Origin of the sequence: Candidatus Pseudothioglobus sp. Uisw_041 (assembly GCF_048087625.1) — a bacterium.
In the GTDB taxonomy this organism is placed as follows: Bacteria; Pseudomonadota; Gammaproteobacteria; order PS1; family Pseudothioglobaceae; genus Pseudothioglobus.
Genome location: NZ_CP159805.1, coordinates 821,218 through 843,602, shown reverse-complemented (window position 1 = coordinate 843,602; position 22,385 = coordinate 821,218). Strand labels below are relative to the sequence as shown.

Sequence of the window (22,385 nt, the reverse complement as noted above, 5' to 3'; positions counted from 1 at the left end):
AAAATGAATTGAAGTTGATTTAATATAGACCAAAAAAGGATATACTTTTCAAAAAATATAAAAAAGGAGATTAATATGCCTCATACGCCTCTTTCAAGCGAAGCAAGAATAGAAAAGCTCTCTAAAATTAGAGATGGCTCTGAAAACTACGGAGAGAAAGATATTCTCTGGAACTACGGTCAAACCGCAAGCGGAAGCATGGAATTAATGCCTGTTTTCAAAATTCCTCTTGAGTACCTTGTATACAATCAGCGCAATGGCAGAATATTAAGCAGAACACTCTCTCATGAGGCCAATACCTCAATGATTGATGCGCAAAGTGAATCTGGTAATAAGTTAATACAAAAATTTTTATATGAGTCAGCAGAATCTAAAAACAAAAAAACAGAAATTGATATAAGAAAATACGGGCAAAAAGAGGTTGGCATAGTTACTTTAGATGGAATCGTGATTGATGGTAACCGTCGCCTTATGACACTTAACAATATTGTAGCAAACCCTGGAGATGCCGATGTCTCAAACTTTAACACATTTAAAGCAGTTATTCTTCCAGCAACCCTTCAAGATGCTACAGCAGAAGTAAAGAGACTTGAGACCATTTACCAGATGGGTGAAGATGAGAAGGCAAACTACAATCCAATAGAAAAGTATCTCCAAGCGAAAGAGTTATTTGACCTTAAATGGACTGAGAAGGATGTGGCTAGTTTTATGAATATAAAAAAAACAGACATCCAAAAATATGCCCAAACAATGGCGCTAATGGATGAATACTTAGAAGCTTATGGCTACGATTCTCAGTACACTCAATTGGACAAAAGAGAGGATTACTTTCTTAGTCTAAACAAATGGCTGCAAAATTTCCGAGGTGCTCAAAGTGCAAGAGGACATGATGGATATACCGAGATGGACGTTGACCTACTTCAGATGGTCGCTTTTGATTATATAAGGTGTTTTAAGGCTCTTGATGGCAAAGACTTTAGAAAAATTGCTGATGGGCTTCAACCAAGTCACATCTTTGGTAATAAAGAAATTTGGCATGATTTCACTGAATTTCATAATAATAATATATTTCCCCTAAGAGATCAAGAGCCTGAAATCAATCATGAAATTGAAGACATGATGAATCATTTGAATGATAGAGACTCTAAGTTTTATGATGCGTCAAATAAATTACTAAAGGATAATTTCTATGAAAGCATTCAAAAACTTAAATACAAAAAAACGCATAATCAGCCCTCTGTTCAAATCAATACTATTGAAACAATCACAGACCAGATTAACGTAAAGGCTGATACCTTTAAGAAGCCACAAACCCAAAGACAATTAGCAAATGTTGCTAAGAAAATAGAAACTATGATTGTTGAGTCTGGAGGCTCTTCAGGGAAGCTAACCCATATCAAAAAAATATCTACTAAATTATCTGATTTAATAGGCACTCTGAGTGATGAAGACCTTAAGGATGGCAAATTTCTTGATCAAATGGAAATACTTAGTAATCTGGTTAACGATTTGAAAACAGAAGCTGGTGGTTAAACCATGCTAGGTACGACAATTGATATTGATTCTTCATGCTTTATAATCGAGGACAAGAAGAAAGAACTATTTAGCAATTTCCGGTTGAAGCTTACCTTAAAAAGATGGAATGCAGAATTTCACGATGGATTAATTCGTGTGCCATTTGATGAAAATTTAAAAGAATCATTACTTGATGAAATTCAGTCAGCTCTTGAGAGTCTTAATGTTGAGATAACGCTTAGTGATGATATTAAGCTTGAGCTAGAAAGCTTTTCTAGAGACAAAAGTAAATTCCAAGAGTTTAAAGGACATGCCAAACTTATCAGGAATGAAGAAATAACCAAGAACTCTAAGTTTTATAGCGACTTCCAAGAATTCAAATCTTTTGTTGACTCCAAATTTATCAGGCCACTCAAACACTTTCAGGAACTCTCTGCATTTCACATGGCCTTTTCTCAGCATAGCTGTAATTTTTCTGTACCGGGAGCAGGAAAAACTGCCGTTGTTCTTGCTGCGTATACTTACCTGAAAAACCATCCTGACAAGGATAAAAGGGTTGATAGGCTTGTGGTTATAGGTCCTTTTGCCGCATTTGCACCTTGGGAAAACGAATTTGAGGCCTGTCTTGGAGAAAAGGTAAGTTCCAATAGAGTCTATGGCGGTGTCAATTTATCTCAAAGAAAAGAGCATCTAGCGACAGGAGAGCCGCCAGAATTAACCCTTATTAACTATCATAGTGTTCCGATATTAAAAGAGGAGATAACTTCCTATATCAAAAGAAATAACGTCATGGTTGTTGCGGATGAGGCTCATCGGATTAAAAGACAGGATGGTCAGCAAGCAGTCAACACGCTAGATGTAGTCAAAAATGCAAAGTCTAGAATTGTATTAACAGGTACCCCCCTTCCCAATGGCTATCATGACTTATTTAATTTGTATAAGTTCATCTATCCTTTTCACTATCAAGAAGTTCTTGGCTTTCATTACTCAAATCTAACTGAAATGAACAAAGTGGATGGTTTAGATAGTCCAAGAGTGAATCAATTAATTGACAATATATCGCCTTTTTTTATTAGGATTAAAAAACAACACTTATCCCTCCCTCCTATTAAAAAGAACCATGTCAGTGTAAAAATGGATACTGACCAGAGATACATCTATGACTTTATTGAGGCCCAGTTTGTAAAATGGTTTGAAAAATCTGAATCAGACAAAAAAGCTAGTGAAATAATGAATAAGGCAAAGCTTATTCGATTAAGACAAGCCTCAACGAATCCATCTTTACTTTATTTACCAATCTCTGAAAGCTTAGATATAAAAGATAAGAATCTTGGAGAATTTGATAAAGGCCTATCAGAAGAGCTGAGCAACTCAGACATTTTTGATGCAATCAGTCAATATCAACACAAGGTTCCCCCCAAATTTACTTCCATATTAGAGCTCATTTCATCTGAAATAATACCAAAAAAAGAAAAAGTTATTATTTGGACAATATTCGTTTCCAACGCAGACCAGCTTCAATCCTATCTTAATCAAAACTCAATTAAAAGTAAGCTGCTAATTGGAAGAATTGAAGACTATGAAAGAGAAGAAGTAATACAATCTTTTAATGATCCAGATAATCTCGATTTCCAAGTTGTTATCGCCAATCCTTTCACCATTGGTGAATCGGTATCACTTCACAAAGGTTGTCATAGTGCGATATATCTTGAGAGAGACTACAACTGCGCAAGCTATCTACAATCACTTGATAGGATTCATCGAGTTGGCCTAGACCCAAATCAAATCACCACCTATTATTACTTTTTGTCTCAGGACTCTGTCGATGAGATTATTAATGAAAAAATTGATATAAAAATCGAAAGAATGGCTAAAGTAATCGATGGTGAAATTCCTCTTTTAGCGGGTATTGATGATAATAATGATAGAGAGCTTGTTGAAGAAATCTTAATACGTCATGATCAAAGAAATTCTTCAGTATAAGAATATAGGTACGCCTAACTATTTAATTAAAGTCCTTCGGTACGCAAATAAAAAATCCCTTTCACAAAGAGATTTACAGGATTTATTTTTTAAGGAATCCATTGATGGACGCCATGTATTCGATGGGGGCATTAATTTTCTTCTTTACATCAAAGTTTTAAAACTTGATAATAAAAAAATTCTAATCAATAATTCCTTTCTCCACTTCCTTCAAAATGAAGACTTGTTGATAAAAAAAATTAATAAGATGTTCTTGTTGGAGTTAAAAGAAGATGTTGAATTTAAATTAATCTTCAATGGCTCAAGCGTTCTATATGACGAGAGTAACAATTTAATTGTCAGTAATAGCGCTTTCAAATTTAAATACTCAGTAATAAGGCAGTTTCTTCTAGATTTTAAAATTTTAGATAAGCATCCCTACATCAACAGTAACTTCCTTATTAATGAAGAATACAAAAAGTATTTTAGTTTTGTAGGCGTCAGTAAAGATGTTAATAAAAAAACGCTCTCACTAGAGGAACTCAAAAGACGTCAAGAAATTCAGAATCAATATGGTGAGGATGCTGAAAGATTTGTTGTTGATTACGAAAAATCAAAATTTAAATCCCATAATTTAAGTGAAGCAATCGAACAGATTTCTGATTTAAATGTTGGAGCAGGATATGACGTAGTTTCATTAATGAATGTTAACTCAAAGCATATAGATAAATTTATCGAAGTAAAGTCATATGCAGGCAAAAAGCCTTATTTTCATTGGTCAAAGAATGAAGTTAAAAAAGCACAAGAAATTCGAAATAACTATTATCTGTATCTAGTTAATCGAGATGAAATTGACTCTAAAGATTACTCTCCTTTAATGATTGAAAATCCATATTTAGAAGTATTCAATTCATCAGACTGGAAAAAAGAATGTGAAAAATGGTATTTTATAAAAAATTAAATGATGAGTGAGTCTGCATTAAAGTTGTCATCCAAATATACGCGCGAAGATATACATGATATTTTTGCCCCTGAAGATGACTATTCTAAAGGCTCAGGCACATGGGGAATTCATGGCTGGATTCCAATTCCTGAAACAACCAATGATTATGTTGTCATTACTACATTTGGACAGAAAGATCTTGGATATGAATTCAAAGAACATATCTCAGATAATGGTGTAATGGTCTGGCAATCACAAAAGCGACAAAGACTTGATGACAAGCATATTCAAAAATGGATTTATCATGACGAGCTTGTTAGCGATATACATTTTTTCTTAAAAGCAAATAAAAAAGACCCTAACTGGGAGTATATGGGTAGATTAAAGTATTTAAATCATGATCCTGATAAGCAACAACCAGTCCATTTTCAGTGGCAGCTGATTGATTGGCATGACTTAACTGAAGAGAAAAAAATATACTGGTCCTCAATAAATCAACCTGAAGATAACAAGATAAACAATAAGAAAAAGGTAAATAAAGGACTCCGTGAAACAAATCCTCCAACTCCAAAAGAAAGGCTAAGTAAACCCGCTAAAATTTCTTTTGATAATAGAGTAAAGCCAGATTATTCAGCGATTGAACTAAAAAATCGTAATCTTGGTTTAGCAGGTGAGGAATTAGTTGTCAGGCATGAAATAGAAAAACTTAAGTCAAGCGGCTATCCCGAACTTGCCAGAAAGGTAGTTCATGTGGCTAAAGAACAAGGAGATGGAGCTGGCTATGATATTAAATCTTTTTCTGAAGATGGAAGTCCGCTCTTCATAGAAGTTAAGACCACAGAAGGCAGTAAGCACTCAAACTTTTTTATGTCTGCAAAAGAGCGTTTATTTGCACAGGAGTATCCAGAAAACTTCCGACTTTATCGTCTTTACGAGTTTCACAAAGAATCAGAATCTGCAGAATTATATATACTCGATGCTAAAGGGCTTGAAATGTTAGATTTTTCACCAGTATCTTATAGAGTAAATCCAAATATAAAAGACTAAATATTATGCAATTTTTTGACTTAATTGGAGACATTCACGGACAAGCTAATGAGCTCATTCAGCTGCTTGAAAAACTCTCATACACAAAGAAAAATAATATCTGGCAGCATGAAAACAGAAAAGTAATTTTTCTGGGGGATTTTATTGATCGAGGTGACCAGCAGAAAGAGGTTATAAATATTGTAAGACCGATGATTGAAAATGGTTTTGCCTTAAGTGTTATGGGAAATCACGAATATAATGCCATCGCATACTATACAGAAAATGGCAAAGGCGGCTATTACAGAGAGCACAATAAAAAAAATATTAAACAGCACAAAGCTTTTTTAATGGCTTATGCCGACTATCCTGAAGAATATAAAAGTGTTATTGACTGGTTTAAAACTCTGCCTTTTTGGCTAGATTTGGATGGTTTAAGGGTGATTCATGCTTGCTGGGACTCTGATTTAATCAATAAACTTGGCAAATCACTTAAAGATGGCGTCTTAAAAAAATCTTCTGACAAAAGTACAGTGGAATATAGAGCCATAGAAACTTTATTAAAAGGCAAAGAAATTCGTCTTCCTAAAGGACAAACTTTCTTTGACAAAGATAAAAACGAAAGAAGTCACATACGCATTAAGTTTTGGGAGAAAAAAGCTAAAACATACAAGGAGTTATTTATGGGCCCGAAAGATGCCTTGAAGTATATTCCAGACCTTCCGCTTGAGGAGGATTACTCGGTGCCCTATCCTACTGATGAGAAGCCATTATTCTTAGGTCATTACTGGATGGAAGGTAACATCAAGCCGCTTACAGAAAACATAGCTTGCATTGATTACAGTGTAGCCAAACTCGGAGGCAAGCTTGTTGCTTATCGCTGGGATGGTGAACAAAAGATTGATGAAGATAAGTTTGTTTTTGTTACTCGATAGTTTTCAAAATTAAGAAGCCTCAATCTTCCTCAAAAATTTCAAATACTTCAATGCCCATCAATTTATTTATTGATCTGAGAAGTTCATTAAAGTTAGATGGCTTCTTATTAGTTCCATGAGACTCTATCTTTAAAGAAGTTGTTTTAATTAATAGACTCCAAGCACTTCCGTCTAAAACATCATAATCTAAATAATCTTTCTTCCAGTTCCATATTTTTTTTCTATCTAAAAAATCAATAAATTCATCCCATTGACTCTTAGAAGGAATACTAGAAACAACAAGATTCGAATCATTAAATGGATGATTCCTTTCAAAAGTAACCTTATCTCCTTCAAGAATAACTCTCTCACCATCATTTGGGCCTCTTTGGAATAAAGGATACCATTTAAATTTAAACTCAATAATTCTAGGGTCTTGAAGTATTTTTTTAGTCATATTACTAAATGGATTTTTCAACAAGATGATTCAATAGAATTCCCTCTGGATATTTTTCAAAACTCATATCAATTTTATAAATAAGCGTTTTTTTTAGCTCATCTACTCTCTCATGACCATAGTTTTTAGCTAACCAGGATTTGGTATCAGTAATCAATATTTCAAACATATTTTTTACAGACCGCCAATCAATTTGGTCACGCATAGCAAAGTTATCAGCAAACCAAGATGGTGGATGCTGATCTGGTATTGAATGACCATGAAGCCCAGGATATTTGAATGCAAGCTTAAATTCATCATGAACTTGAAAACCAATGCACTGATCAATCAAAATACCCACCATAAGAAATGATCTCATTTCTTTTGAATCTTTACACCTTCTGATAAATTTCTCAGTAGTACACTGACAAAATTCACCGTCTTGATCGAGATAATGAAACTTTTGAAGCCTATCTGCTTCACTCCAGAAATTATCAATTAAAGTTAATGTCTTATTCATTTTAGTAATCTTTTTGAACTATAAATTATTCTACCTACTAAAACAAGCAAGAAGATAAAAGTTAAATATTGAACTATTTATCACCGATGATTTTTCACTTTGTCACCGGTGACAAGATTTAGATTATTAAAAATTTAACAAATTATTTTTTGGGCTTCTCTGCTGCCCTTTCCTCCTCATATTGTTTAATTTTTTGACTTTGGTTTTTAACCGTTGAAATTATCCATCCAGCTTTAAATATTGGATGATCCTTTGGCAGCTCTTTATAGGTAACTTTACCCATCATATACCTCCGTTTTAGTACTTTAAGGGAAATCCTAGGGCGACAATAGGAACAAATGCCCAGCTTGTTAAGCGAGCCAATCTTTGCTTGATTTTAGCTATATGTAAAGGTTGAAGAGATATGAATCCAATCCGACTTTATAGTCTTTTTAAAGTAATCACCAAGCTGTCTTAGCATTTGATCATTAAACTTGAGAATGGATATTGGATTGCCGGATAAGTCTTGAATAAACTCTTCATAAAACATAACAACTGGAAAGGTTTTTCCATCATTGTTTGTAAAACCATGAAAAGGCTTAGCTAGACGTACTTCTTCTCCAAGCAAATTGGTTAAGGCCGTATCAATAGGACTTTTGTAGTCAGGCTTAAACTGCATAGTGCCAATATCAAAAGTTCTTAATACATACTCAACCCAAACTTCTTCTTCAGTCCTGCACTCATCGAATGCGGTTTCTGAAACCTTAGTTTGAAATTTTTCATCAGGTTTACCTATAACAACTGTTATATGGTTTTGGTATGGGTGTGACATAATAACCTCCGTTTTAGTGCTTTAAGGAAAACCCTAGGGCGACAATAGGAACAAATGCCCAGTTCGTGAGGTGAACCATTCCTTTACTTAGACTTAATTATATGCCTACTTTATATACTAATCAATAGTCATATATCAATTTTCATTAAAACTCCATAAACATTGTTATTAGCTAATTAAAGACATAACTATTAAAAATAAAATAGCAATTCCTAAAATTAAATATCCATCCCCTTTATTTTTAGAAGCTGATGCTGGAACAAAGTTTGAAAAGTCTTTCTCAGATTCAATCCTATCTCCTGCAACAGCTTTAATTGTAGTGATGGCATCTTGAACTTCAATCTTAAAAAACTCCCTGTCTTGTCGGTATCGAGAATTATTTAGCTTTTGATGGATTTCTTTTTCAAGTCTATGGTAATCGCTTGTTAGGGCCCTATACTCTAGAATAAAATCTTCAGGAACTCCAGTTGAATTAAGGTCGTTTCTCCTAATATCTGGGTCTTTACTCGTCTGCCCAATCTTTAATAGGCCTGGATGAGCAGGGTTAGACATAATATAGATAAATCCAATCATAAAAGCATTGTAGTTTATTCTGAAACTAAATGCTAATCATCAAATAAATATGGTGGAGGATGTGAGATTCGAACTCACGAATCGTTTAACCGATTACACACTTTCCAAGCGTGCGCATTAAGCCGCTCTGCCAATCCTCCAAAACTTTTGGTATTTTATACTTTAGACGACTCGATCATTGCCTCTAATTGCTCATCTTCAATACGAGTCATGAGCGGTTTAAATTTATTGATGTGATGACTTGTCAGTGGGCTTTTAATGTCTTCCCAGTTCAGTGAGTCGATATTAAGGAACTCCTCTGAACTCTTAGCCATCTCTGGAAGCACGGGCTTAAGATACGTCATCAAAGCTCTAAACAGGTTAATCGCTAGAGACGTTACCTCGTGTACCTCTTGCGCCTTACCCTCTTCTTTCGCAAGTTGCCATGGCTTCTTATCGTCAATGTACTGATTGGCCTTGTCCGCAAGCTTCATAATTGAGCGCATAGCGTGTCCAAAGTTCCTCGCCTCATAATGTGCTGCAATTTCAGGGCCAGCGGCTACAAACTCATCGTAGAGCACCTGCTCGATGCATTGAGCGGACAGCTCTTTGTCATACTTCTTAACAACGAACGAAGCGCTTCTTGAGGCAATGTTTACGACCTTGCCCACAATGTCTGAATTCACGCGCTGCTTAAAGTCCTCAAGGTTTAAGTCAATGTCATCAATCTTAGAAGATAACTTATAGGCATAGTAATAACGAAGGCACTCTGGATTAAGGGTCTCTAAGTAAGTCCTCGCCTGAATAAAGGTTCCACGCGACTTACTCATCTTCTGACCGTTGACCGATAAGAAGCCGTGGGCAAAGATTGCGTTCGGCGTTCTAAAGTTTGAGCCCATAAGTGTTGCCGGCCAAAATAGCGCATGGAAGTAAACAATGTCCTTTCCAATGAAGTGATAAAGCTCAGTGTCAGAACCCTTAGCAAAGAAGTCATCAAACTCAAGATCACTGTTGTCGCAAAGCTTTTTAAAGCTCGCCATGTAGCCAATAGGCGCATCAAGCCAGACATAGAAATACTTATCCTCAGTTCCTGGAATTTGAAAGCCAAAGTAAGGCTTATCCCTAGAAATATCCCACTGCTGTAGGCCTTGCTCAAACCATTCTGCTAATTTATTGCTTACCTCATCTTGAAGATGTCCAGCATTAGTCCATTCCTTTAATTGCTGTTCGAATTGAGGAAGGTCAAAGAAGTAGTGCTCAGACTCTTTTTCAATTGGGACTGCGCCCGATACAACCGACCTTGCATTCTTAAGCTCTGTTGTTGAATAGGTTGCGCCGCATACTTCACAGTTATCACCGTACTGATCTTCAGCACCGCACTTAGGGCATTCGCCTTTAATGAAGCGGTCTGGCAGAAACATTTCTTTCTCAGGATCATAGGCCTGAGATATAACGCGGGTCTTAATAAAGCCTGAATCTTTAAGGCGAGAATAGATCAGCTCTGAGTAATGACGATTCTCCTCAGAGTGGGTAGAGTGGAACTGACTAAAATCAACATTGAAGTCACTAAAGTCTGCCTGGTGGCGCTCACTAACCCCTGCAATTAACTCTTCAGGATCAATCCCCATCTCATCTGCCTTGAGCATAATTGGGGTTCCGTGGGCATCGTCCGCGCAGACATAATGACACTCATTACCCTGCATTTTTTGAAACCGAACCCAGATATCTGTCTGAATGTATTCAAGCAAGTGGCCTAAATGAATCTCACCATTGGCATAAGGCAGAGCTGAAGTAACAAGTATTCTACGTTTGGTCATAATTTGTTATCAATAATCCCAATATTATTAAGGATTCCCAAGATAGTTGTACGATAAAATAGCGCTATTTTACCGACTGAGGTCACCAAATTGACAAATTTAACCGAAGACTCAATACAAAAAATTCTTAGCACTGTTATCGATGTTCATACAGGCTTAGACCTTGTTTCATCTGAGAACGTTAAAAATATATCTATTGACGATGAGATAGTGAACGTTGAATTGCTACTTAAATATCCTGCGATTAACTATCATGAAGACCTTAAAGGTTCTGTCGAAGAAGCGCTCTCAAAGGAAGGCGTTAATTACTCAAATATTTCTATCAAGTCAAAAATAGCAGCTTATGCGGTTCAAGGCGGAGTACCTGCGCTGCCAGGAGTTAAAAATATTATTGCTGTTGCCTCAGGCAAGGGCGGCGTTGGAAAGTCAACGACTGCTGTTAACATTGCGCTCTCTCTTCAGTCCGAAGGTGCAAACGTTGCACTCCTCGATGCGGACATTTATGGCCCCTCTCAGCCGCGCATGCTAGGCGTTAAAGATCTTAGGCCCGAAGAGTCTAAAGAAGGCAACATGAAGCCAGTTCTGGCGCATGGCATTCAGGCAATGTCTATTGGGTTTTTAGTTGAAGAAGCCTCTCCTATGGTATGGCGCGGCCCGATGGTAACTCAGGCCTTAGAGCAGCTTTTAAAGAACACAGAATGGGAAAATGTGGACTACATGATTGTCGACCTTCCGCCAGGAACGGGTGACACTCAGCTGACGCTTTCCCAAAAAATTCCTGTCAGCGGTGCTGTCATTGTTACAACGCCTCAAGACATTGCTCTAATTGACGCTCAGAAAGGTTTAGCGATGTTCGAAAAAGTAAATATTCCAATATTAGGTATCGTTGAAAACATGTCGATTCATATTTGCTCAAACTGTAATCACGCTGAAGAGATTTTTGGTAATGGCGGCGGTGAGCGAATGGCGGCTTCCTCTAAAACGAAGTTTCTTGGGGCGCTTCCACTTAAACTTGAAATCAGAACTGATGTTGACGAAGGAACGCCTAGCGTTGCTAAAGATCCAGAGAGTAAAGTCTCAATGATGTATCAGGAAATTGCAAGGAATGTTGCTGCGACATTGTCGCTTCAAAGCGAGTCAATTGGTGCTTTTCCAAAGATTACAATCGAGTAAGAGATTATAAATTAACTAACCTCTCACTTTATTGGGAGAGGTTAGTGACAAGCCTTATTAAACTTCTTTAAGCGCCAGTAATTATAGGGCCAAGGAGCTAAAAAACCGACTAAAAGCATTAAAGGGATCGCAAAATAATTTAGGCCCAAAACGCCGCCTGTAAAAACCAAGTCTGTAAACATCATCGCGACTTCCATCATCAGCATTGAAATAAAAGACATCCCTAGCGCCGTTTTTAAGGCGTTTGCAAAATCAAAATTTGACCTGATAAGAATGATCGTTTCCAAGATGACACTTGTTATTAGGCCATTAATGAGAGGCAGCGCGGCAAATAAGTACCAAACAGCACTATAAAGAACGAGGTCACTTGTGATGCCAGAGTAGCTGAAATAGGCCAATGTCGCAAATTCACCAGTAGCACAGCCAATGAGGCACCACTTTGTATTATTAGCGCTTTTTGCCCACGTATGCTTACAAGCCCAAAAACCGTCATTAATTTTATCTAAAAACATAAGCACTCTCTTTTTTAAAGTTTAGTGATTTTCTGACACCTGATTAATCGTGTACCTTGGAATTTCAATAACTAAGTCTTCCTCTAGAACAATAGCCTGACAAGATAGTCTTGAATCAGGATCAAGCCCCCAGGCTTTATCAAGAAGGTCATCTTCGATTTCATCAGACTCTTCGATTGAGTCAAAACCCTCTCGAACGTATATGTGACATGTTGTACAGGCGTTCGACATTTCACAGGCATGCTCAATTTCAATACCGTTGTCAAGCAAAGCTCTGCAAACACTCGTTCCAGTATTTGTTTCAATAACAATGCCCTCAGGGCAAAATTCTTCATTTGGCAGGATAATTAATTGAGGCATAGTGATAGTTTATAGTTATTAGTTAAATTCATCAATTTTATGACCTTTCATCGCGCTCATTATTGACTTGTTCATTCTCATCTCAACAAATTTTGAGCTAACTTTTTCAAGATCTAGGGTTGCATTTTTTATGAGAGCAACATCATCAGACTCTATTATTGATGATAAATAGTCTCTTGATTGAAGGATGGTTTTAAGCATCGCTTCATCTAGAAGGATTTTATCAGCATGTAAAGCTGAATCAATTGCCTCTATAGTCCTTGTTGCATCAACTTTCTGCTCTTGAAGCTGCCTTAAGATAATATCTTCTTGGGCAAATACAACAGAGTCTTTAAGCATTTTTTCCATATCTGAGTCACTAAGACCAAATGAAGGCTTAATAGCTATTTCAGATTTAACGCCAGAAGTTTCCTCTTTAGCTGAAACCGATAGCAAGCCATCTGCATCCACTTGAAATTCAACTAGAATGCGAGCTCTCCCGGCAACCATTGGAGGGATTCCTTTTAACTCGAAACGTCCGAGTGATCTACAATCTTTTGTAAGCTCGCGCTCACCCTGAAATACATGAATACTCATTCCAGTCTGGCCATCTTTGTAGGTCGTAAACTCTTGAGCCCTAGTGATTGGTATTGTGGTATTTCTATGAATCACCTTCTCCACTAATCCGCCCATAGTCTCAAGACCTAAAGAAAGAGGCAGAACGTCTAACAGTAATACGTCGTCTCTACTTTTATTGCCGACTAATATGTTTGCCTGAATTGCAGCGCCCTTGGCTACAACCTCATCCGGGTTAATAGAGCACAAAACAGGCCTATTAAAGACTTCTCCAACTCGCTCTCTTATTGAGCTCATTCGAGTTGAGCCGCCAACCATAATAACCTCTTTAACTTCAGATATATTAACGTCAGCATCTCTCAAAGCTCGCTTTGTTAGAAGTAATGTTCTTTTGATTAGAGGCTCACTCATATCATCAAAATGAGACTTTGTAATCTTATAGAGCTGACCTTCAATTGTAAATTCAGCAGCCTCATTGACTGATAGCTCTTCTTTTGCTAACTTTGAGAGTTTTCTAACTGTTTGAATTTGCGAAGCAGTTAAGTTAGTCAGATTTAGTGAATGGGTACAATCATCGAAAATTAAGTTATCAAAATCGTCACCGCCCAAACTTGAGTCACCGCCCGTTGAAAGGACCTCAAAAACTCCTTTAGTGAAATTTAGTATTGATATATCAAACGTACCTCCGCCTAGATCATAAACCGCATGAACACCCTCTTCGCCAGACTCCAAACCGTATGCAATTGCAGCCGCTGTTGGCTCATTAAGAAGCCTTAAGACATTTATTCCTGCAAGTTTGGCTGAGTCCTTAGTAGATTGTCTCTGGGCATCATTGAAATATGCAGGGACTGTAATTACCGCACCTTTTAGCTCACCACCAAGAGCTCCTTCGGCTCGAGTCTTTAAGGTAGAGAGAATTTTTGCTGAAATTTCAATAGCTGAGAGGCTGCCAATTGCAGTTTTAAATAAAACGCTACCTTTATGATCTTCAAAATCATAGGGTAAATTTTTAATTTCTTTTGCTTCACTATAGCCAATTCCCATAAAACGCTTAATTGATAGAATTGTGTTTGTTGGGTCTTTTATTGCCAAATCAAGCGCTTCATGGCCAACGATAAGCTCCTTAGAGCCACAATAAACGACTGATGGAAGGATTGCCCTATCGCTTTGATCTAAAACTAGTTTTGTCTCACCACTCATTACGCTAGCCACTAGTGAGTTGGTTGTACCTAAATCAATACCACAAGCCAAATTGTGGTGGTGTGGCGCAGTGGATTGGCCGGGCTCTGAAATTTGTAATAACGCCATAAACTAAATCCTTAGAGCAGTTCGTCCATTAATTTATTAGCTTCTTTATAGAGCTGATCATAAAACTTGAGTTCTCGCACATTCATTTTGATATCCATGAGGTCACTCTTAAGCTCAAAAGCCTTATAAATTGATTCTGTATTCTCTTCAATATGAAGATCAACACGCTCCAAAAAGCCCTCTAAGCTAAAGCTATCTCGATCTTCCTCAATTACCTCAAGCTCTTCACGTAAGTCAATCTGAGAGATCAAAAAATCATGATTCATTACAGTATCTCTCTCATCAAATGGATCTAAACCCTGCATCTTAAGTAAATAACTTGCACGATTTAATGGGGTTTTAAGAGAGGTAAATGCTGTATTTAAAAGCGATGTATTCTGAAGTGCTTGAAGCTTTTCAGACTCACTCTTTGTGGCATATTTATCCGGGTGAAACCTGGATATTTCTTTTCGATAAGAAGATTTGAGCTGATCATCATCTATAAAGAATGATGTTTCAAGATCAAATAACTCAAAATAATTTTGCATTAGGGTTTTACCTTGAGAACTAACGAAAACGTATTAAACAGTAAAGGATTCGCCACAACCACATTCAGCTTTCGAATTTGGATTGTTAAACTCAAAACCTTCGTTTAGGCCTTCTTTTTGGTAATCAACTTCAGTACCATCGATATAAATTAAGCTTTTAGCATCAACAATAACTTTAACGCCCTTATCATCAAACAGGGTGTCATCGTCATTAACTGCATCAACAAATTCCATGTTGTAACCAAGACCAGAGCAGCCTGTCGTTTGAACAGAGAGCCTTACGCCGACACCTGTGCCTCGATTAGCTAAGTAATCGCTCATTCTCTCTGCCGCTTTTTCAGTTAACGTTATTGCCATAATTATTAGCTAGCCTTACTCTTCAGATCATTAATGGCTGCTTTTATTGCATCTTCAGCCAGAACTGAACAATGAATCTTTACGGGAGGTAGCTCTAACTCTTCTACAATTTCAGTATTTTTAATCTGAGCTGCCTCATCCAACGTCTTTCCTTTAACCCACTCGGTTAAAAGAGATGATGAGGCAATTGCTGAGCCGCACCCATATGTTTTAAATTTAGCCTCTTCGATTACACCTTCATCATTTATTTGAATTTGCAATCTCATGACGTCGCCGCAAGCAGGAGCTCCAACCATTCCTGTTCCTACATTTGCAGCATCCTTATCTAAAACTCCAACATTACGTGGGTTTTCATAGTGATCCATTACTTTTTTACCATATGCCATAAATTACTCCGAATTTAAGTTTAATTTTACTCTATACCGTTATATTTTATTGATTTAAACACTTAGCCTGCTTAATGCGCAGCCCATTCAACTGTACTTAAATCAACCCCATCCTTAAACATATCCCATAGAGGCGATAAATCCCTTAATTTTTGAACTTTTTCACGAACCAGTGTAATTGCATCATCAACATCTTTTTCAGTTGTATATCGACCAACACTGAAACGAATAGAGCTGTGTGCCAGTTCATCAGTAAGCCCTAAAGCTCGAAGCACATAAGAAGGCTCTAAGCTTGATGAAGTGCAAGCAGAGCCAGAAGACACCGCTACATCAGAAATCGCCATCATTAGCGATTCACCTTCAACGTAGTTAAAACTTATATTCAAGTTTCCTGAAATTCTTTGGTCTAGATCACCATTAACAACAACCTCCTCCATGTCAGAAAATCCAGCAAGAAGTCTATCACGAAGTTTTTGAACCCTTATACCTTCATCTTTCATTTCAGCTTTAGCAATTGCAAACGCTTCACCAATACCAACAATTTGATGAGTGGCTAACGTGCCAGACCTCATTCCGCGCTCATGACCGCCGCCATGCATCTGAGCCTCAAGTCTGACTCTTGGCTTACGAGACACATAAAGTGCTCCCATTCCCTTGGGTCCATAAATCTTATGCGCTGAAAAGCTCATTAAATCAACTGGAAGTGACTCTAAATTGATTTCTAACTTTCCAACCGATTGAGCAGCATCCACATGAAAAAATACCTTATTTTCTCTGCAAATATCACCAATAGCTTGTAAATCCTGGATAACACCAATCTCGTTATTAACATGCATAATTGAGGCAAGAATTGTATCCTCTCTTATTGTTTTTTTAAATACATCCATGTCCAATAAACCATTTGGCAATGGATCTAAGTAAGTAACCTCAAAACCCTCTCTTTCTAGTTGGCGGCAAGTATCTAAGACCGCTTTATGTTCAGTTTTTAGGGTAATAATATGTTTACCACGCTTTTCATAAAAGTGCGCAATACCTTTGATTGCTAGATTATTTGACTCAGTTGCGCCTGAAGTCCAAACAATCTCTCTTGGATCAGCCCCTACTAAATCTGCTACTTGTGAGCGCGCCTCATCGACCGCTTTTTCAGCCTGCCATCCATAAAAATGGGAGCGTGAAGCAGGGTTCCCAAAGTCACCTTCCATTGTTAAGAATTTAGCCATTTTTTTAGCAACACGTTGATCTACTGGAGTAGTAGATGAATAGTCCATATAAGTTGGAGTTAGCATTATTTATATTCCTTTAATTAATGTAATTGTATATCTTGATTAATTTTATAATCATCAATGACCTGTTGAAGATTTCTGGTACTCAGAAACCCTCTTATTTGGTCACTTACCTCACACCACAAGTGATGTGACAAACACTGCTTACCCCTTAAACAGTCTTTTGAGCCGTGACAGCGACGTAAATCTATATTCTCATCAACAGCTTCAATAATTTGTGTAAGAGTAACATCCACAGCGTTAACATTTAAAAGATAGCCGCCTCCTGGACCTCGAACACTTTTAACCAAAGATGCTTTTCTTAACTTAGCAAAGAGCTGCTCTAAGTAAGAAAGTGAGATATTTTGCCTTTGAGAAATCATATCCAATGTGACAGGTTTAGCTGACTCATTAGATGCAAGATCAAGCATTGCAGTTACTGCATATCTTCCTTTAGTAGTTAGTTGCATAACATTATTAGTTTATTAAAAAATTCAAGGAAATTATACTAGTAACCTACGAAAATAGTCAAGTATTAAATTCACTCAACAATTACTTATTTTCAACAATTTATGAGTCTTCTTTTATGGGCTTAGAATCATCAGGCAGATTGGCTATTTTCTTGTCGATTTCAGCTAATCGCTCAATAATAGAATCAACAGCTTGAATAGTAGGATCATTTGAGCGACCACTTGAGCTTGCAGCGTAAGAGTCAAACGTATCGCTCTCACTAGCCTTCTTAACAACGACGCGTCCTGGGATGCCAACTACAGTGTCATTGTCATCAACTGACCTTACTACAACTGAGTTTGAGCCAACTCTAACATTAAGGCCCAGGGTAATTGGGCCTAGAATTTTTGCACCCGCCCCAATAACTACGCCGTCTTTTAATGTGGGATGGCGCTTCTCTTTATCCCAAGAGGTTCCACCGAGCGTAACTCCGTGATACATCATGCAGTCATCACCAATCTCAGCAGTTTCACCAATAACAACGCCCATACCATGGTCAATAAAAAAGCGTCTCCCAATGACAGCACCAGGATGGATTTCAATACCAGTAAACCAGCGAGCAAAAGTAGAAATAAAGCGCGCAAGCCAGAAGAGCTTATAACCCCATAATAAATGAGTTAAACGATAAATAATTACGGCCTGGACCCCTGAATAACAGGTAAGTATTTCAAATACATTTCTTGCTGCTGGATCGCGATCAAACACGCTTCTTACATCTTCAAAAATTCTCATAGATAAATTATACCATTATTGATAATGACAAGATTTTTGTGACAATAAAATAACAATTACTTGGATTCAGATAATTAGCCGTATGTATGCGTTGATTTAAATCGTTTATAACTCCACATATACTGCTCTGGCATCTTTCTAATTAAATCTTCAATACAGTTGTTCATGGATGCAACCTGGTCTTCTAAAGTATCACCATTTAAATTAAGCTCAACTGGCTCGAGATTAAGCTCATAACCCCTTCCTTTAGGAAGTCTTTTGGCCCAAAACATTAATACCTGCAGATCATTCTTATTTGCAATTTTAGCAAGCAAGGTCATTGTATTAGCCTTTTTATTAAAAAATGGAGACATAATGCCCCCTTCCCCTCCTGGGTCTTGATCAGGTAACATCCCAATAAGTTCATTATTTTTTAATGCGCGTTGAATCTTCAGGATTCCAGATTTATCAGCGCTAGCCATAGTCAAGTTACCTTTATTTCTGCGCTTAAATAAATAATCATTTTGTTTTTGACTTTTTAGTGGTTTATACATAAACGTAACTTTTCTTGTATTAGCAAGAACCCTACCTGTTAGCTCCCAGCATCCAATATGAGGTAACAGTAGAATAGTTTTTTTTTGATTGTCTAAATAATGTTCACCATTAAAATCACGAACATAGTTCACATTTTTTGAAAAGCTTTGATTCCAAATTAAACCAGATTCGGTTAAATTTTTGCCTGTATGAATTAATGCATTTTTAACAAGAGACTTTTGGTCTTTAAGGCTGAGCTCAGGAAAACAAATTTCAATATTTTGGACTGAAACTTTTTTTGCTTCAGAACCAAAAATATATAGTAATTTACCTATTAATGCCCCAAATATATGATTAATCTTAAGAGGCAAAATAGAGCATAAAGATAAAAACAGGCGAATCATTTTTATTTATACAATTGATCGATTGCTGCTTTGTAATCAATAACTATTTTTTGGTAAGTACCAGCTGCTTGCAGATAAGTCAGGTTTGCAAGATTAGCATTTCTTTTTGCTGCAATCACTAATGATTTTTGACCACGAGCCTCACCAAACTTGATCTGTTCCTCAATAACCATTTCTTCAGCTAAAGAGCCCTGCTCCAAGTAAAGCACAACAAGTTCGGACAATAAGTCAACTTGCGCGAGCAGATAATTAATTTGTTGAACATTTGTAATCTCAGTCTCTTGCCTTTTAGCATCCACATTATCAATGCTAATTTCAGCGCGCTCAACATCTATTAGCTCTTTTCTAGAGCCTAATGGGTAAGAGATATCAACACCAACACTCCAAGAGTAATCTCTGTTACCAAAGCTGCCAAAATACTTGTCGTCTTCACCCAAAGAAGACAAGCCTAAATTTAAATTAACACTAGGCATTGTCTTGTCTTCAAAAGTTATTAACTGCCTTTGAAATCTAGCTTTATCAAAGTCAAACTTTTGAATTAATCTTGAGTTTTCAACAAAAGAACTGGGATCAATTTCACTTAAGTTATGAACTTCGAATAAGTCAAGTTCAACAATCATATCTGACTCTTTAGAACCTATTAGATTAGCAAGCTCTCTTCTTTCGATAATTAGTTCTTTACTGGACTGGAGTAATTGCTGCTTAGCTTTAACATAAGAATCTTTTTGTTGAATTAAAACAGACTTATCAATCAGCGAGTTTTCATATTTTTCTTCATCCAAATCAAGCTGCTGCTTTGATAGATCAAGTGAAATTTGATGGTTTTTTACAACTTCTTGTTTGAGCGCTAAATCGATAAATTTAGAAAGCTTAGATGCTAAAAATGTTTCAGCTTGCTCTTCAAGGCTCACTTTCTTTGCCATCATATCTAACGTAGCTAGATCAGTAGCAAGACGGTCATTCAAGCCATCTTTATTTTGAAGTAATGGGCGGACATAATCAAACGCCAAGAGATTTGAATGAGAGGCATTACTGTCTTTATCATTGCGAGTTAAAGAGTGCTTTAAATTAACGCTAGCACCTGAGTCTTCAACTTTTCTATTAGCAGAAACTTCATATTTAGTTGAATACAAATCTTTATAGAGTCTTGAGGAAGAATCTTCACCACCTGTAAATGCCTCACTTGCGCCGGCCTTTATATTCCAGTCAGAGTAAGTTAAAGATGCTTTTTGATCCAATAGGCTTGTTTTTTCAGATAGAGATAGCTGAACAAAATAAGGATGCATTTCTACTAACCTTTCACTGAATTCATTTAGGGTTATGGCACTTGCATTTGATGATATTAACAAAAATACCGAAAGACTAGCTCTCTTTAACATCGTATCCCCTTTGTCTGTTCAAAACATTAACATAAAAAAGCATCATTTTAGAGTAACAAATAAATATTTTAGTGAAGTTTTGATGAATTTTATACAAAAAATAAAAATATAAAGCCTATAGCGCTTCCATAATTTCATCAATCACTTCATTAAGTTTTTTTCCATTGGTGTTAATAATGATTGAAGCAACCTCTTTGTATAAGGAATCCCTAGCTTCTAAAATATCAGTAATCGTTTTTCTCCGATTGTTACTTTTTTCAAGTAGAGGCCGGGTTTTTGACTTTGCGGTCCTTCTAAGAATTTGATCAACGGATGATGAAAGATAAACCACTGCACCTGCTTTCTTGATCAGTTCACGATTTTCCTTAAGGATTACTGTGCCGCCTCCAGTTGCTAAAACTATATTAGGAGTAACACATAATTTTTTTATTACATCAGACTCTCGAGCCCTAAAGCCTTTTTCACCTTCAACATCAAATATATGATCAATGCTTACGCCTGTTCTATCAATAATTTCATGATCTGAGTCAAAAAAATCGAGACTTAACTTTTCTGATAAACGCCACCCAACAGTTGTTTTACCTGAACCCATTGGTCCAACTAGAATAATATTGTTTATTTTTGATTGCATTTTTTCAAGGGAAAAAAGTTTTATTTATCTAACTGATAATTAGCGCCGCAATATGGGCATTTTGATTTTCCTTCTTCCGAAAATGAAAGAAATACTTTAGGGTGCATATTCCATGTCTTTTCACCTTTTGGAGGGCAATGGAAAGGGATTTCATTTTTGGAAACTAAAGCAAAGGTGGAATCAGGATGATTTCGTTTTTTCAAGAACATCTCCCACTCTCAATCCAATATTTATAGTCTTCATTACGCCCATGAACGCAATCAAAATATAAAGCTTGAAGCTTCTCAGTAATTAGGCCTCGAGATCCTACTCCTATTTGGTTTCCATCGAGGTCTCTTATTGGCGTAACCTCTGCTGCAGTTCCTGTAAAGAATGCCTCATCAGCATTATAGATGTCATCACAAGAAATTTTCTTTTCAGTAATTTTATAACCCAAAGATTTTGCTAAAGTAAAAATAGTATCTCGAGTTATTCCTGGCAAAGCAGAAGTTAAATGAGGTGTATAGAGAACTTCATCTTTAATTACAAAAATATTTTCACCGCTACCTTCAGAAACAAAGCCATCAACATCAAGCATTAAGGCCTCATCAAAGCCATGATCTTGGGCCTCTTTAAGGGCCATCATTGAATTAATATAGTTACCATTCATCTTTGCCCCACTTAAAGAGGGGTGAGCATGATGCCTAATATAAGAAGAGGTTCGAATTCGAATGCCTTTTTTCATATTGTCTTCACCTAAATAAGAGCCCCACTCCCAAGCAGCTATCATTACGTGAACCTTTAAATTGTCGGCCCTTAAGCCCATTCCTTCTGAACCATAAAAACACATGGGCCTTATATAGGCAGAGTTTAGGTTATTTTTTGTAACAACCTCTCTTTGAGCTTGGTTTAGAATATCCGCATCAAAAGGGATGCTCATTCCAAGAATCCGAGCTGAATTAAATAAGCGCTCAGTGTGCTTTTCAAGTTTAAAAATTGCAGGCCCCTCAGATGTTTCATAGGCGCGAACACCTTCAAAAGCGCCCATACCATAATGCAAGGTATGTGTTAGGACGTGAACTTTTGCTTCACGCCAATCAACCCACTCTCCATCCATCCAGATGAATCCATCTCTGTCTTCCATTGTCATCATAAAAAACCTTAATTTTTAAAAATTAAACTATATATATTTGATATTTATCACGAAATTATACCCAGCAATTTATGAAATTTTCAATATCTAATATATGTTAAATCACTAGGTATAATTAGATCTGAAAACTTTTTCCCTTCTAAATTAA

The 22,385-nt window shown here is 36.7% G+C and carries 26 protein-coding genes and 1 tRNA gene; 6 read left to right on the top strand and 21 right to left on the bottom strand.

Annotated elements, in window-relative coordinates:
* Window positions 1-75: 75 nt before the first annotated feature.
* The 5 genes from ABXT44_RS04265 to ABXT44_RS04245 are packed head-to-tail and all read left to right on the top strand — an operon-like array spanning window position 76 to window position 6,381.
* Entirely contained in the window at window positions 76-1,533 is a 1,458-nt protein-coding gene (locus tag ABXT44_RS04265) for a hypothetical protein (RefSeq protein ID WP_416688330.1), read from the top strand.
* A 3-nt stretch (window positions 1,534-1,536) separates the two neighbouring features.
* A complete protein-coding gene (locus tag ABXT44_RS04260) occupies window positions 1,537-3,498 on the top strand; it encodes a DEAD/DEAH box helicase (protein ID WP_416688329.1) in 1,962 nt (653 codons plus the stop codon).
* On the top strand, window positions 3,473-4,438 hold the full coding sequence (locus ABXT44_RS04255) for a DUF3883 domain-containing protein (RefSeq protein WP_416688327.1): 966 nt from the start codon (window positions 3,473-3,475) through the stop codon (window positions 4,436-4,438). The genes ABXT44_RS04260 and ABXT44_RS04255 overlap by 26 nt, the downstream gene beginning before the upstream one ends.
* 3 nt (window positions 4,439-4,441) lie before the next feature.
* Window positions 4,442-5,467: a DUF3427 domain-containing protein gene (locus ABXT44_RS04250; RefSeq protein WP_416688325.1), complete on the top strand. Its 1,026-nt coding sequence runs from the start codon at window positions 4,442-4,444 to the stop codon at window positions 5,465-5,467.
* A 5-nt stretch (window positions 5,468-5,472) separates the two neighbouring features.
* Window positions 5,473-6,381, top strand: a complete 909-nt coding sequence (locus ABXT44_RS04245) for a metallophosphoesterase (protein ID WP_416688323.1) — start codon at window positions 5,473-5,475, stop codon at window positions 6,379-6,381.
* Window positions 6,382-6,400: 19 nt separating this feature from the next.
* Here ABXT44_RS04245 and ABXT44_RS04240 read toward each other — a convergent pair whose 3' ends face one another.
* From ABXT44_RS04240 to metG, 7 genes are all read right to left on the bottom strand, one after another.
* Window positions 6,401-6,817: a hypothetical protein gene (locus ABXT44_RS04240; protein ID WP_416688321.1), complete on the bottom strand. Its 417-nt coding sequence runs from the start codon at window positions 6,815-6,817 to the stop codon at window positions 6,401-6,403.
* Between the two features lie 4 nt (window positions 6,818-6,821).
* Window positions 6,822-7,316 carry a hypothetical protein gene (locus ABXT44_RS04235; RefSeq protein WP_416688319.1) on the bottom strand — a complete coding sequence of 165 codons (495 nt, stop codon included), beginning with the start codon at window positions 7,314-7,316 and terminating at the stop codon, window positions 6,822-6,824.
* A gap of 142 nt (window positions 7,317-7,458) precedes the next feature.
* A complete protein-coding gene (locus ABXT44_RS04230) occupies window positions 7,459-7,602 on the bottom strand; it encodes a hypothetical protein (protein ID WP_416688317.1) in 144 nt (47 codons plus the stop codon).
* A 90-nt stretch (window positions 7,603-7,692) separates the two neighbouring features.
* Window positions 7,693-8,127 (bottom strand): hypothetical protein, encoded by a 435-nt coding sequence (locus ABXT44_RS04225; RefSeq protein ID WP_416688315.1) that lies wholly within the window; start codon window positions 8,125-8,127, stop codon window positions 7,693-7,695.
* A 168-nt stretch (window positions 8,128-8,295) separates the two neighbouring features.
* Window positions 8,296-8,700 carry a GIY-YIG nuclease family protein gene (locus tag ABXT44_RS04220; RefSeq protein WP_416688313.1) on the bottom strand — a complete coding sequence of 135 codons (405 nt, stop codon included), beginning with the start codon at window positions 8,698-8,700 and terminating at the stop codon, window positions 8,296-8,298.
* Window positions 8,701-8,750: 50 nt separating this feature from the next.
* Window positions 8,751-8,840, bottom strand: a tRNA-Ser gene (locus ABXT44_RS04215).
* 15 nt (window positions 8,841-8,855) lie between these two features.
* Window positions 8,856-10,496, bottom strand: a complete 1,641-nt coding sequence (gene metG / locus ABXT44_RS04210) for a methionine--tRNA ligase (protein WP_416688311.1) — start codon at window positions 10,494-10,496, stop codon at window positions 8,856-8,858.
* A gap of 90 nt (window positions 10,497-10,586) precedes the next feature.
* Between metG and apbC the strand changes: the two genes are divergently transcribed.
* The gene (gene apbC, locus ABXT44_RS04205) at window positions 10,587-11,669 is read left to right on the top strand and encodes an iron-sulfur cluster carrier protein ApbC (protein WP_416688309.1); all 1,083 of its coding nucleotides are present in this window, start codon (window positions 10,587-10,589) and stop codon (window positions 11,667-11,669) included.
* 41 nt (window positions 11,670-11,710) lie between these two features.
* On the opposite strand, the gene ABXT44_RS04200 is transcribed toward apbC, so the two are convergent.
* The 14 genes from ABXT44_RS04200 to ABXT44_RS04135 form a co-directional block, all read right to left on the bottom strand.
* Window positions 11,711-12,181, bottom strand: a complete 471-nt coding sequence (locus ABXT44_RS04200; RefSeq protein ID WP_416688307.1) for a DUF4396 domain-containing protein — start codon at window positions 12,179-12,181, stop codon at window positions 11,711-11,713.
* A gap of 21 nt (window positions 12,182-12,202) precedes the next feature.
* Window positions 12,203-12,541, bottom strand: coding sequence for an ISC system 2Fe-2S type ferredoxin (fdx, locus tag ABXT44_RS04195; RefSeq protein WP_271558565.1), 339 nt, complete (start codon window positions 12,539-12,541; stop codon window positions 12,203-12,205).
* 18 nt (window positions 12,542-12,559) lie between these two features.
* On the bottom strand, window positions 12,560-14,404 hold the full coding sequence (hscA, locus tag ABXT44_RS04190; protein WP_416688305.1) for a Fe-S protein assembly chaperone HscA: 1,845 nt from the start codon (window positions 14,402-14,404) through the stop codon (window positions 12,560-12,562).
* An 11-nt stretch (window positions 14,405-14,415) separates the two neighbouring features.
* Window positions 14,416-14,931, bottom strand: a complete 516-nt coding sequence (gene hscB, locus ABXT44_RS04185; protein ID WP_416688304.1) for a Fe-S protein assembly co-chaperone HscB — start codon at window positions 14,929-14,931, stop codon at window positions 14,416-14,418.
* A gap of 33 nt (window positions 14,932-14,964) precedes the next feature.
* Complete coding sequence (gene iscA / locus ABXT44_RS04180; protein ID WP_271541741.1) at window positions 14,965-15,288, bottom strand: iron-sulfur cluster assembly protein IscA; 324 nt, start codon at window positions 15,286-15,288, stop codon at window positions 14,965-14,967.
* Between the two features lie 5 nt (window positions 15,289-15,293).
* Complete coding sequence (gene iscU, locus ABXT44_RS04175; RefSeq protein WP_271541743.1) at window positions 15,294-15,674, bottom strand: Fe-S cluster assembly scaffold IscU; 381 nt, start codon at window positions 15,672-15,674, stop codon at window positions 15,294-15,296.
* A 71-nt stretch (window positions 15,675-15,745) separates the two neighbouring features.
* On the bottom strand, window positions 15,746-16,960 hold the full coding sequence (locus ABXT44_RS04170) for an IscS subfamily cysteine desulfurase (RefSeq protein WP_416688302.1): 1,215 nt from the start codon (window positions 16,958-16,960) through the stop codon (window positions 15,746-15,748).
* A 17-nt stretch (window positions 16,961-16,977) separates the two neighbouring features.
* On the bottom strand, window positions 16,978-17,406 hold the full coding sequence (locus tag ABXT44_RS04165; protein ID WP_271541747.1) for an Rrf2 family transcriptional regulator: 429 nt from the start codon (window positions 17,404-17,406) through the stop codon (window positions 16,978-16,980).
* A gap of 100 nt (window positions 17,407-17,506) precedes the next feature.
* Entirely contained in the window at window positions 17,507-18,178 is a 672-nt protein-coding gene (gene cysE / locus ABXT44_RS04160; RefSeq protein WP_416688301.1) for a serine O-acetyltransferase, read from the bottom strand.
* A 74-nt stretch (window positions 18,179-18,252) separates the two neighbouring features.
* Window positions 18,253-19,095 carry a lysophospholipid acyltransferase family protein gene (locus tag ABXT44_RS04155; protein ID WP_416688300.1) on the bottom strand — a complete coding sequence of 281 codons (843 nt, stop codon included), beginning with the start codon at window positions 19,093-19,095 and terminating at the stop codon, window positions 18,253-18,255.
* 2 nt (window positions 19,096-19,097) lie between these two features.
* Complete coding sequence (locus tag ABXT44_RS04150) at window positions 19,098-20,474, bottom strand: TolC family protein (protein ID WP_416688298.1); 1,377 nt, start codon at window positions 20,472-20,474, stop codon at window positions 19,098-19,100.
* Between the two features lie 115 nt (window positions 20,475-20,589).
* Window positions 20,590-21,105: a shikimate kinase gene (locus ABXT44_RS04145; RefSeq protein ID WP_416688296.1), complete on the bottom strand. Its 516-nt coding sequence runs from the start codon at window positions 21,103-21,105 to the stop codon at window positions 20,590-20,592.
* Between the two features lie 20 nt (window positions 21,106-21,125).
* A complete protein-coding gene (locus tag ABXT44_RS04140) occupies window positions 21,126-21,314 on the bottom strand; it encodes a zinc-finger domain-containing protein (protein ID WP_416688294.1) in 189 nt (62 codons plus the stop codon).
* Window positions 21,305-22,234: a branched-chain amino acid transaminase gene (locus tag ABXT44_RS04135; RefSeq protein ID WP_416688417.1), complete on the bottom strand. Its 930-nt coding sequence runs from the start codon at window positions 22,232-22,234 to the stop codon at window positions 21,305-21,307. The genes ABXT44_RS04140 and ABXT44_RS04135 overlap by 10 nt, the downstream gene beginning before the upstream one ends.
* Window positions 22,235-22,385 lie beyond the last annotated feature (151 nt).